10 protein-coding genes are annotated in these 11,605 nt (G+C 37.6%); 4 read left to right on the top strand and 6 right to left on the bottom strand.

Translation table 11 applies throughout. From position 1 onward, the window contains the following. Position 1: 1 nt before the first annotated feature. Complete coding sequence (locus tag MM239_RS02765; RefSeq protein ID WP_241346413.1) at positions 2–964, bottom strand: hypothetical protein; 963 nt, start codon at positions 962–964, stop codon at positions 2–4. Then, complete coding sequence (locus MM239_RS02760) at positions 918–1,319, bottom strand: sugar 3,4-ketoisomerase (RefSeq protein WP_241346410.1); 402 nt, start codon at positions 1,317–1,319, stop codon at positions 918–920. Before MM239_RS02760 ends, MM239_RS02765 begins: the two co-directional genes overlap by 47 nt. 84 nt (positions 1,320–1,403) lie before the next feature. On the opposite strand from MM239_RS02760, the gene MM239_RS02755 reads away from it, so the two are divergent. Then, a complete protein-coding gene (locus tag MM239_RS02755) occupies positions 1,404–2,000 on the top strand; it encodes an IMPACT family protein (RefSeq protein ID WP_241346408.1) in 597 nt (198 codons plus the stop codon). On the opposite strand, the gene MM239_RS02750 is transcribed toward MM239_RS02755, so the two are convergent. Genes MM239_RS02750 through MM239_RS02740 form a run of 3 tightly spaced genes read right to left on the bottom strand, consistent with a single transcriptional unit; the run spans position 1,990 to position 5,244 of the window. After that, positions 1,990–2,592 carry a 3'-5' exonuclease gene (locus MM239_RS02750; protein WP_241346407.1) on the bottom strand — a complete coding sequence of 201 codons (603 nt, stop codon included), beginning with the start codon at positions 2,590–2,592 and terminating at the stop codon, positions 1,990–1,992. The genes MM239_RS02755 and MM239_RS02750 overlap by 11 nt on opposite strands. After that, positions 2,589–4,070, bottom strand: coding sequence for a Na+/H+ antiporter NhaC (nhaC, locus tag MM239_RS02745; RefSeq protein ID WP_241346405.1), 1,482 nt, complete (start codon positions 4,068–4,070; stop codon positions 2,589–2,591). Before nhaC ends, MM239_RS02750 begins: the two co-directional genes overlap by 4 nt. A gap of 55 nt (positions 4,071–4,125) precedes the next feature. Beyond that, positions 4,126–5,244, bottom strand: coding sequence for an NAD(P)/FAD-dependent oxidoreductase (locus MM239_RS02740; RefSeq protein WP_241346403.1), 1,119 nt, complete (start codon positions 5,242–5,244; stop codon positions 4,126–4,128). Positions 5,245–5,334: 90 nt separating this feature from the next. Between MM239_RS02740 and MM239_RS02735 the strand changes: the two genes are divergently transcribed. Continuing rightward, positions 5,335–5,814, top strand: coding sequence for an Mpo1 family 2-hydroxy fatty acid dioxygenase (locus MM239_RS02735; RefSeq protein WP_241346401.1), 480 nt, complete (start codon positions 5,335–5,337; stop codon positions 5,812–5,814). Positions 5,815–6,119: 305 nt separating this feature from the next. After that, positions 6,120–8,138, top strand: coding sequence for a monovalent cation:proton antiporter family protein (locus MM239_RS02730; RefSeq protein WP_241346399.1), 2,019 nt, complete (start codon positions 6,120–6,122; stop codon positions 8,136–8,138). A gap of 1 nt (position 8,139) precedes the next feature. Here the strand turns inward: MM239_RS02730 and MM239_RS02725 are convergent, their stop codons facing one another. Then, positions 8,140–10,431, bottom strand: coding sequence for a patatin-like phospholipase family protein (locus MM239_RS02725; protein WP_241346397.1), 2,292 nt, complete (start codon positions 10,429–10,431; stop codon positions 8,140–8,142). Between the two features lie 150 nt (positions 10,432–10,581). On the opposite strand from MM239_RS02725, the gene MM239_RS02720 reads away from it, so the two are divergent. Next, entirely contained in the window at positions 10,582–11,229 is a 648-nt protein-coding gene (locus tag MM239_RS02720) for a DUF4494 domain-containing protein (protein ID WP_241346394.1), read from the top strand. Positions 11,230–11,605: the final 376 nt, after the last annotated feature.

The following is an 11,605-nucleotide window of genomic DNA, read 5'->3' as shown; positions in this document are numbered from 1 at the left end:
ATCACAATTCTTTGACCCAAGTTTCTCTATTATCAAAGGTTTCAGCATATGTCCCCTTGAAGTACATCAACTTATGATTGATCTGTTCGGTAACTTCAGATGACCCAAAATCTAGTAAACTAACTTTCTGCTCATTTGCCAGCTTAATCAAACTAGCTATCAATAGTTTCCCCGTCAGGTTTTGTTGATTTTTTGGATTGATTGCTGAATAGAAATAATACAAAGCATCATGGGTTAGCTTTACTGCCAAGGCGTGTGCGACAGCCTTCCCTTCTTGGATAATGGTAATCACAAAATAACGCTCAGGAAAATTGGAAACTTGAAAGATTAACCTATCCAAATCCTTATGAGGTATATGCCCTCTATCCTCTTTCCACGAAGCGATTTCATCCAAAAAAGAAAAACTTTGAACATTTCCCATGCTCACATTATACTTATTCTCTTTAGCCTTTTTGATCAATTGGGGAAAATTCCCTTCTATCCATTTCTTTATCTGCTTTCTCCCTTTCATCAACTGATGACAAAGCACTCTTTGTAACTGAAAATCAGACTTGAATAAAAGATAAGTAAATAACCCAGAGGAATCCCCATATGCCCTGGGTGCTTGCACGATTGTAATCTTAGAAAATCCCAGCTCTTTCAAGCTTGTTGAAAAAAATGTAATAAATCCGAGCAAACTATCCGAGTCAATTTTCCCATCAACCCACAAGCCACCAAAAGGAGTCTGTGGTAATGAAAAAGCCTCTCCTTCATCATTAATTGAAAAAGTGATCAAGGCTATGCGGTTGCCCTTTTTGATTATACAAGCCTGAAGTAGGTGCTTGGTTTCAACTGTTTTGAAGGATTGTAAAAAATAATCATGCCTCACCTCATTTACTTCATTCAAAGTAAATGAGGTGTTTTTATCCCACTTTTCTTCAAGCTTGATCAAATGCATCTTTATCTCTGATATAGTCTTCTTCATCGAATGGCATATTTCCCAGACCCAAAAGAATAGCATCATGGGCAAACTCCACAGAAGACCAATGCATTGCCGGAATGAATAAGCCTTTGGAAGGTTCGTCTAGTACAAACTTGGATTTTATCCCACTTTTATCTTCCAAATCTATAATCAATGTGCCTGATATTGCCACCAAAAGTTGTTCTTCTTTTTTATGGGCATGAACTCCTCTGACAGCATTTTCTGGCACTCCACTAATCCAAAAGACCCTCTTGACGTCAAAATCAAAATCTTCTCCTGTACTCAAAAACCGGATATGACCATCTAAACGGTTTTGACCATCAAAGTGAAGCAGCCTAGGGAAAGTAAAATCACTCATAGATCTTCAAAATTAAGAGAAAAATTCACACTTAAGGACTATGAAGATTGCTATTTTATTAATTTTGAGAACCTGAAAATAAACATGGAAGACACATACCTCACAGTATCTGGCATATCCGAAGGCCTATATAAAGAAAAAGGCAGCAAATTCATCTCTTTTGCTTTTCCCGTAGCAGATGAAGAAGATATTAGAGATCATTTGGATGAGTTGAGAAAAAAGTACTACGACGCCAGGCATCACTGCTACGCATATATCTTAGGCGCAGAGCAGGATAGGTTTAGAGCAAATGATGATGGCGAACCCAATCACTCGGCTGGAGATCCCATCCTAGGTCAAATACGATCTAATCAACTAACAAACACACTTGTTGTCGTGGTGAGGTATTTTGGAGGGACAAAACTAGGGGTGGGAGGTTTGATAGCGGCTTATAAAACTGCTGCTGCTGAAGCCTTAGAAAACAATAACATCATAGAGGAAATTGTCAAATCAAAATTTCAGCTAAAGTTCGATTATCTTGCCATGAATGACGTGATGAAACTCATCAAGGATATGGACTTAGAGATATTAAACCAACAATTTGATAACACCTGCCTTATAACACTAAATGTAAGAAAAACACTTGTGGATGTATTCGAAAGTAGGATTACTGACTTAGATCAAGTACAAATCATCGATTGAAAAGCTCATCTAAGTACCCACCAAACTGAAGCTTCTTATATATTTCTAGACAAACCCAAGCATCTGTGGCGGCGTACAATTGCTGCTTATCAGTAAGCTCAGGTGCTTCCCAATTGGATACTTGCTCTGATTTAGAAACTCTAAAATGAAGTACCATAGCGGCAAGGTTTCTTACACCAATATTTTCAAACCCTACTTTTTTCAGCTCATCGTTGAGGTCAAAGAATCCAGCAGGTTTAAAACTAGGTGATAGCTTCTTTAAAGCTCGAAGATCATCAAGTACTGCTGCACCAACCTTTAAGATGTTAGAATCTTCCATAATTTGTTGCACTGGACTAGGCAAGCTGATTTCATTCAATCTAAACAGATAGGCAACATTTGGTGTCGCCAATTGCAGTAAAGCTACATGGTGATGAACTCCTTTTTTAAAAGCTGGCTTAGTCTCTGTATCAAAACCAATATAATCATAGGTAGAAAGATCCTCTACAGCTTCTTCAATCAACGCTAAGGTATCTACTAAAACTATTTCACCATCGAACTGCCCTAAAGGCAAACCATTAACCTCTTCCTTGGTTATGCTTTTTTGAATCATGCTTTGAATTCTTTTTTGATTTCCTCCATTTCTTCTTCATTGTAGAAATTGATCCCTAGCTTGAAGTATCCATACATGATCGTCATAAATGGACTGATAATATTGAAAAAACAATAAGGTGCATAAGTAAGTGTGGCAACCCCCAGTACGGAGGCTTGCGTGGCCCCACAGGTATTCCAAGGTACGAGTACAGAAGTCACCGTGGCACTATCCTCCAATGTTCGGCTAAGGTTCTCTGGCTTCAAGCCTCTTTTTCTGTAAATATCGGCATACATTCTGCCTGGAACTAAAATAGCCAAATACTGATCCGATGTCGTCACGTTGAAAAACATACATGTAGCGGCTGTTGATGCTACCAATGAACCAATAGAATGTACTTTTCTAATCACTGCTTCTGCCAATACTGCAAGCATTTTACTCTCTTCCATAATCCCCCCGAAGATCATTGCACATATGATAAGCCAAATGGTATTTAACATACCTGCCATTCCTCCCGTAACTAGCAGCTCGTTGACTACTTCATTGGATGTCACTACACTGATCTCCCCATACAAGGCCATCATTACAGCTTTAAAACTGCTGTAGGCATAATTGGATGACTCCTCACTTGCGATCAAATAAATGATCTGTGGCTGAAATATCACTGCAAACAATCCTCCCAAAAGTGCTCCTGCCAATAAGGCTGGCACTGCTGGCACTTTTTTTACGATCATAACCAATACCACAGCTGGCACAATAAAAAGCCAGCCATTAATATTAAATTTTTCTGAAATCACACTCGAAATACCTTTTACTTGCTCTACCGAGCCCTCTGCTCCTGAGGTAAAACCAATCACTCCAAAAATCACCAAAGTAATCAAGATCGACGGAACCGTGGTCTTGGTCATGTGCTTGATATGGGTAAACAAATCAGTCCCTGCCATGGCCGGAGCTAAATTCGTAGTATCTGAAAGTGGAGACATCTTATCTCCAAAATAAGCACCAGAAATAATCGCTCCAGCAATAATCCCTTCACTAAATCCAAGTGCTTTGCCTATTCCCAAAAGTGCCACTCCAACTGTGGCTACCGTAGTCCAGCTACTCCCAGTAGCTATAGATACTATAGCACTAACGATGCAAGCCGCTATCAAGAATATGGTAGGATTCAATACCTGAAGCCCATAATAAATCATTGCTGGCACTATTCCACTTAGCATCCAAGTCCCCGCCAGTGCTCCTATCAACAACAAAATCAATATACTTGACATCGCAGAGCTAATACTCTTTACAATACCATCTTGTAGTATTTCCCATTTGATATTCAACCTGAACACTGCAATCAAAGCTGCAACCGCAGAAGAAATAATCAATACAATCTGATTGGATCCATCCAACCCATCTGTGCCGAAAATACTAATATTGATTACGAGTAGTATGATCAAAAATAAAATCGGTACCAAAGCCTCTAAAAGACCAGGTTCTTTACGCATCTTTACCATTCAATATTTTTTGGAATTCATATAAAGTTTGAAATTAACAAAATTTTGGAAAATATCATTCACTAAAACTCTCTGCCAGCTGCCTTCCCAACTCCCAACCTAAAGCCACTCCCATTCCACCCAGACGAACAGCTACGCTCAACTTATCTGAAACTTTCCTAACTACTGGTTCTTTTGTTTTTCCAAATGCCATTATTCCTGACCACTCGAACTCCATGTTAAAATCCTGATTTGGTAAGATCAATTGCTGCACCAGTTCTTGTAGGTAAGTTTTGATTTTTGGGTTGATTCCAAATGTAGTAGTACGCTCTCCCTCAAAATCTACATTGCGCCCACCACCTATGAGTATCCTGTTTTGACCAACTTTCCGGAAATAAACGTACCCTTTATTATAGTGAAAAGATCCAGACCATGGTATTTGGCCAGCAAGTTCATCACTCACCATTATCATTCCTCTACCGGGTTGAATATCTAGTGCTGGCAAAAACCTTTTTGTAAAAGCATTGGTACAAACAGCCACTTTTTTTGCTGAAAATACTTTCGGAGATGCTCCGAGTGGGTCTTTCACCAAAACTTCTGGTTCAACTTCAATAACTTCTGCACCAGTGATGATTCTAATGTCTTTAATTTGGCAAGTATTCATCAATGAAGCCATATACTTCCCAGTCTCTAGTTCACCCTCGAACTTATTTTTCACTATTTTCACCACTCGCTCTCCAAACCCCAAGTCTTCAATATCATCCAATACTTCAAAAACATCTTCGGTAAATATGGGTTTGAGAAGTTTGTTAACTTTGGGTATTTGGTCTAGAACAGCCTCTTCACCTTGGCAAATGAGTTCGAATCCTCCTGAAGGATTATATCCTATACGGCTATCCCCAAAGTATGATCTCATTGCACAAAGACCGTCATACCGTCTTCTAACCAGTGTTTGAACTTCACTTTCACTCATTATTTTCAAATCATCAACAAACTCTGTCAAGCTTCCAAAACATGCAAAACCTGCATTTTTTGTACTTGCGCCGCTTGGAAGTAAACCTCTTTCCAATATCAAAACAGCCGATTCAGGATATTGTTCTTTGTACCAGATCGCTGTAGACATACCCACTATGCCACCACCTATGATGATCAAATCATAGTTTACCAAATACGCTTTTTCCCAGTAGCTCCACATATTTATCCTAGTTGTTTAGATATTTTATCATTACTATTTATTAAATTAAGAATGATTTTCCAAAAGAATGGCAATCTACAAAGCACTATCATGAGAAAAATAGACATCTTATTGAATGAATATGGACTAAGTCATCAAAATGAAACTAACAAAACTATACATTGGATTTGTGTTCCAGCTATTTTTTTCAGCATAGTAGGACTGATTTTCAGCATTCCTTCAGGACTCATTGAAGAATACCTCCCATTTCTACAAAACTTCGCAAACTGGGCGACAATTGTCTTAGCTATAGTTTTAGTATATTACCTTACCATTTCACCACCTTTGGCACTAGGAATGTTCTTTTTCTCTGCGCTATGTTTGGCTGTAGCAAACTTGATCTACTTGGTGTCTCCAATTCCACTATGGAGTATATCTATAGGGATTTTTATCCTAGCATGGGTTTTTCAATTTTATGGACATAAAATTGAAGGCAAAAAGCCCTCATTCTTGAAAGACATTCAATTTCTTTTGATTGGCCCAGCATGGTTGATGCATTTCATTTATAAAAAGGTGGGCTTTGCCTATTGATATTCTATAGATCACACTGCAATGAGGTAGATTTCTAAAAATTGCTCTTTGAGGACATAGAGTATATTGGAGTTTGTTTTGTGGGGACACAAAACAAGGGAGTGGTTTGATTTATAAGAATTCAAATAACAGTTGTATTTGAGAGATGCGAAGGCAAAGGAAACGAAGCAAAAAGAAGCCTAAAAACTGTAAAATCACCATTAAAGAAAAAACTCAAATCTTTCTAGTATTCGGAAAATCAGCATAAATATTGTATTTTCGAGGGTTAAAGAATTATTACAACTATTTAATTACGACCTTTTTTTATGAATAACTTGATTATAGCGAGTGCTGAAATCCCTTTACTTTCTGATATCGTTGTCATTTTTGGATTAGCCACTTTGGTAATTCTCCTCTTTATGAGGCTCAAAGTCCCTACTATCATTGGATTTCTTTTTACTGGAGCTTTGGCGGGACCTTACGGGCTTTCTTTAGTGAATGCTTCTACTGCTGTAGAAGTATTGTCTGAAGTAGGTGTGATCCTACTACTGTTTGTGATAGGTATGGAATTTTCCTTAAAAAGCCTTTTATCAATCAAGAAAGCTGTTTTTATAGGTGGATCACTTCAAGTGGTATTGACCATTGCAGCGACTACACTTTTAACATATAGTTTTGGCTTTGATTGGAATGTGGCAGTGTTTTTTGGATTTCTTTTTGCCTTGAGTAGTACGGCGATAGTACTCAAAATGCTACAAGAGTCAGGGCAAGTCAATACCATTCCAGGAAGAACAACACTAGCAATCTTGATATTTCAAGATATCATCATTGTTCCTTTGATGCTATTTACACCAATGCTGGCTGGAGAGTCTGATAATATAGCCCTTTCCTTGTTGTATATGGCCATTAAAGGTGCAGTGGTAATTGTATTCACCATCATAAGCGCCAAATACATCATGCCTCAATTGCTTTTTCGCATCACGAAAACAAGAAACGAGGAATTGTTTTTACTCTGCATCATATTAACCTGCTTTGCAGTAGCTTACTTAACCTCTCTTTTAGGACTTTCATTAGGTTTAGGCGCATTTTTGGCAGGGCTGATCATCAGTGAATCAGACTATAGTCACCATGCGACAGGCAAAATCCTTCCTTTTAGAGAGATCTTCTTGAGCTTTTTCTTTGTCTCAGTAGGGATGTTGTTTGACATCACATTCCTTTGGGAACATATAGTAATCATCCTTGCATTGACCTTACTTACTTTTGGCGTAAAGTTCCTCATGGTGGTACTTTCGGTCAAAGCGATAGGTCAGGGGTATAAAGAAGCTTTTATGGTTGCCTTTTCAATATTCCAAGTCGGTGAATTCTCACTACTCTTGGCTAAAGAAGGCGTGAAATATGAATTATTAGACCCAGAAACTTATCAATACTTTCTCGCTATTTCCATCTTGACCATGACAGTGACTCCTTTTGTCCTTAAGAAAAGGGAAAATCTAGCTTGTGGTGTATTGAATCTCCCACTTCCAAATAGGTTCGCAAGCAGGCTGAATAAATCTGATGAAATTCAGAATATCAGTCTAGATGAAGAAAGTTTAAAAGATCACTTGGTAATCATAGGCTATGGTCTCAATGGAAGAAATCTTTCCAAGGCTGCAAAATCTGCGAATATCCCTTACACCATCATAGAAACTAATCCAGAAACGGTAAGAGAAGAAGCAAGTAAAGGAGAGCCTATCATCTTCGGAGATGCTGCCAATGAGGCTGTGCTTGAGCATGTTTACATTCATAAAGCAAGAGTAGCTGTGATAGCCATATCTAACCCCGAAGCTACAAAAAACATCATCTCGTCCATTCGCCATATCACCCAGAACCCATACATTATCGTGCGAACAAGGTATCTCGGAGAAATGGAGGCAAATATAAATTTGGGAGCAAACGAAGTGATACCTGAAGAATTTGAAACATCGATTGAGATTTTCACTAGGGTACTAAGCAAATACCTCATCCCTAAACATGACATTGATGAATTTACATTGAAAGTACGTTCAGACAACTATGAAATGTTTCGCTCATTGAGTCCAGAAGGGGGTTCGAAATTCAAAATAGACCTCCCTCACATCAATTTTGTCAGCTTAAAAATTGAAAAAGATAATAGTCAGATCTTAGATAAGACCATAAGAGAGGCAAAAATTAGAGAAAAGTTTGGTGTAAATATCGTAGCGATTAAAAAAGGGAGCAAAACCATTTCTGAAATCACTGGAAATGAAAAGCTCAAACTTGGGGATGTAGTATATGTGGTAGGAACCCCAGAGGCTTTGGAAAATTTTGAAGAAGAAGTCGAAATCATTTGATTCACTCCTCAGTAGCTAGGTAATTTATCCTAGCTACTTTTTTTAATGCCTCTCTATTGTGAGGACTATCTATTGCTTCAAGTATTGATTTTTTTTCCCTACTAGTCAACCTCCAATTGAGTGAAGCACGTTGAATTTCTCGCTCTTGTTGTGCAGCACCACCTTCTTGATCTACCAATCCCCTATCTCTTATAAACTGACTAGTAGAATACTCAAACTCTATCCTATCAAGATCAAATGGAAGCCATTCTTTATGTTTATAATACAGAACTTCATTGTCTAGTGTCTGTACATTATCCCAATTGATATAAATGTTTTTAAGTGGTGTTATCAATTTTTCAAAAACTCTAGGCTGAAGCTTGGGTTCGATTTCAGAAGATTTTTCAGAATCCCTTATGGTAATTAAAGTAACACCTGAGGTATTCTCTTTGATCCATTCTTGAAATATATGTAAGAACCGCAAGGCGTCTTGCATCCCAAAGTTATCTGACAATCCAGAGTCCATCACATCCATCTGTGGATCAGAAGGGAGTTGAATATTTGGTGTGATAAAAGGAAAAGTAGCCCCCATCCTTAAGGCACTTATAAAATGTAAATTATCAGCATCTTGACCTGCAAAAAAGCGCCTAAAATCTATACTTTGACTTTTCTCATTATATGAGCCAACGCTAGACACAGACACTCCCATATACGACATGCTATTAGGGGAAATGAACAGTTTTCTACCATCATTGATAATCAATGGAGTCACAGGAAGCATAGGAATCAAACTTTTGAATTCCGGATCAGCATAATCTTTTAATGATTTATCCAAAAAGCCCTTTGTGTTGGTATTGAATTGCTTCTCAAAAGAAAAACCTCTGTCCTTCAAATACCTTCGTCCATTATATTCATGATATTGACTCCTGATAAAAAGATCATTCACCATCAAAGTGAAAATGATAGGATTCAGGTTGTCCGCCGAGATTTGGTCCAAGTATATTTTATCCAAGAGGTTAGGAATATCACCCTGCTGATAGCGCAGATAAAGTTCCCTAAAAAAAGCGGCTCCAACAATCCCTCCAGAAGCCCCTGTGATGAGTTGAGTATGCTTAAAAGCCTGCCCATCAGAATGAGCCTGCACTTGTTGTAGCACATTCATGGTCCATAGTGCAGCCCTTTGACCTCCACCACTCGTAGTGATTAGGATCATTCTTGGCTTGGAGTTTGGAGGAAATTTCCCTTTCCAATTGTTCAAAATCTTTATGGTTTGCATTTTATCCTTGGACACCGTGTCCGGATGAAGGATAGCGTCCAGCTTTTCCAGCTTGTATGAGGCAGGAGATGCTTCATAATCCAAGCCCACGGCAGTATGAGGTCGATTGAAGAGCGGAATATTAGAAAATGCATTAAATAAAATCAAAATCCCAAGCAAAAGCGGTGTGGAATAATCTCTCAACCAAAATGCTATTGCCCCCACGAGCATCGTTACGATCGAAAACAGCAATGTAGCGCTTGTAGCTGCTGGAATTTGGAGAACAGGATATTCTTGAAAAAACCCTAATAATAGAATTAAACTTATCAGGATAGATTGGATGATAAACAAATTCAGGTGATTTTGGTCAAAAACACGAAGTAGTTGATACTGTTTGAACTTGGACAAATCACTATTTACAAATCGAATTTTCATCCTAAAATCAAGGTAATCAAGCACCTTGTATTTAGACTCTTTACTTTCTTTGATTCGCTTGAGCATGTTTGCTCTGGTAATCGGATTTTTTTTCAACCTCTTCTCGACAGAGTCCGCAAACAACAAAAATGCATCCTTATTTGTAAAGCCAAAATACACAAAAATCAAAGTGTAACTTAAAAAAGTACCGCCTAAAAACCCAAACAGAAGATTGAAAACGCTCCAATAATCATCTGGATCATTATCAAATTGAAAACTCATAAAAGAGTAGATGTAGATCAAGTAAAAAATCAATGGAATCAGCGCATTGTTGACGCAAAACTGAATAAATGGTCTAGATACTACAGCCAAAAACTTGAATTTAGCACCATCTAAGATATATGTCGTCATATGAAAAGACATGGTGAAAATCGCAAATGCAATGCCCATCAGAAAAAAGCCTCTCCAATTGACCACATTCAAATACTCTGGATCAAGAAATAAATATGGAATTCCCAATACAGTCCCAAAGTTTTGAGTGATAATCAGCGTTAGTAACACCCATAGAAAAATCAATGCAAGATTCTTTTTCAAATGGAGAAGTAAAAGCTGAACTGGAAAGCTATATTGGATTTTTTCTAACATATTCGAATGGAATATACGAGAAATATTACGAGAAGGACAAGAAGATCCAGACAAGTTGACCTAAGATAAATAATCTTTCTTTTCATAACGATTGAATTGTTGCTTTTGACAATTAATCTTACCTTCGCAAGCACAAAAATTATTTTAAATATGAGAGTTTGGTTCCTGTGTAAAGTAAAGTATGCCAAGGAGAATGAGGAAGGCCTATTGAAAAACGTATCCGAGCAATACTTAGTGGATGCAGTGTCTTTTACCGAGGCAGAAGCAAGAATATACGACTTGCTCGGGTCAGTAATCCGAGGAGACTTCCAAGTTACAAATATCAGCAAAAGTAATATTGTAGATGTGTTTCCATATGAGGATATTGACATTTGGCACAAATGTAAAATCACATACATCATAACTGATGCAGATAGTGGAAAAGAAAAGAAAGTTACCCAGTTCATGCTTGTCACAGCCCATGATGTAAAGGAAGCCTATGAGCGGATTTTTGAAAGCTTAAATAATATGCTTGTCACTTTCCGTGTTCCAGATATTACCGAAAGCCCAATAGTAGAGGTTTTTCCGTATGAAAGAGATGATGAAGAACTTCTTCCACCACCACCTTCAAATCTCAAACCTCTAAGCGAAGTTAAGGCTGATCAAGACAGAAGAGATGAAGCTAGGGCAGCAAATAGACCCGCAGACGCTACAAATGAAGACGAAGTGTTTGAAGCTGACAACGAAGCAGATGAGACACCTGAATTTTCTCAATACGAAGAAGATGATGAAGACAACTTTGAAGGAAAAGATGCTTAAATTAAGACCATAATCCTTTAAAATATAATCATAATTAGCCTCTGCAAATATAGAACAAGTCAAGCTTGTCTCTTGCAGAGGCTTTTCTTTTTTAGAATAGTCGGATTTTACAGAAAGCTACTATCATCAATTGATTGGATTTTTATGATAAACACTACCAGAAGTCTATTTCTGGTTTTTGCTAAGTGAAAAATTGGAAAAACCACTCCAATTCAAAAAACCATAAAATAGGTATTTCACCAAAAAACATAAGATAAATACCATAAAAGCACATTTAATATCCAGTCAGCATATTCCAATCATAATTCAAACTAATTCAAAAAGCTGTAAAAAGAATGTTAAATATAGTTTTTTGCATCTTGAATAATATTTTTTG

Source organism: Belliella filtrata (assembly GCF_022549775.1).
Classification (GTDB): domain Bacteria; phylum Bacteroidota; class Bacteroidia; order Cytophagales; family Cyclobacteriaceae; genus Belliella; species Belliella filtrata.
This window is presented reverse-complemented; position numbering and strand designations above follow the sequence as displayed.

Bases quoted from the DNA above. Each gene is read 5' to 3' on its own strand.
- MM239_RS02765 (WP_241346413.1), bottom strand. From the start codon at position 964: ATGAAGAAGACTATATCAGAGATAAAGATGCATTTGATCAAGCTTGAA.
- MM239_RS02760 (WP_241346410.1), bottom strand. From the start codon at position 1,319: ATGAGTGATTTTACTTTCCCTAGGCTGCTTCACTTTGATGGTCAAAAC.
- MM239_RS02755 (WP_241346408.1), top strand. From the start codon at position 1,404: ATGGAAGACACATACCTCACAGTATCTGGCATATCCGAAGGCCTATAT.
- MM239_RS02750 (WP_241346407.1), bottom strand. From the start codon at position 2,592: ATGATTCAAAAAAGCATAACCAAGGAAGAGGTTAATGGTTTGCCTTTA.
- nhaC (WP_241346405.1), bottom strand. From the start codon at position 4,070: ATGGTAAAGATGCGTAAAGAACCTGGTCTTTTAGAGGCTTTGGTACCG.
- MM239_RS02740 (WP_241346403.1), bottom strand. From the start codon at position 5,244: ATGTGGAGCTACTGGGAAAAAGCGTATTTGGTAAACTATGATTTGATC.
- MM239_RS02735 (WP_241346401.1), top strand. From the start codon at position 5,335: ATGAGAAAAATAGACATCTTATTGAATGAATATGGACTAAGTCATCAA.
- MM239_RS02730 (WP_241346399.1), top strand. From the start codon at position 6,120: ATGAATAACTTGATTATAGCGAGTGCTGAAATCCCTTTACTTTCTGAT.
- MM239_RS02725 (WP_241346397.1), bottom strand. From the start codon at position 10,431: ATGTTAGAAAAAATCCAATATAGCTTTCCAGTTCAGCTTTTACTTCTC.
- MM239_RS02720 (WP_241346394.1), top strand. From the start codon at position 10,582: ATGAGAGTTTGGTTCCTGTGTAAAGTAAAGTATGCCAAGGAGAATGAG.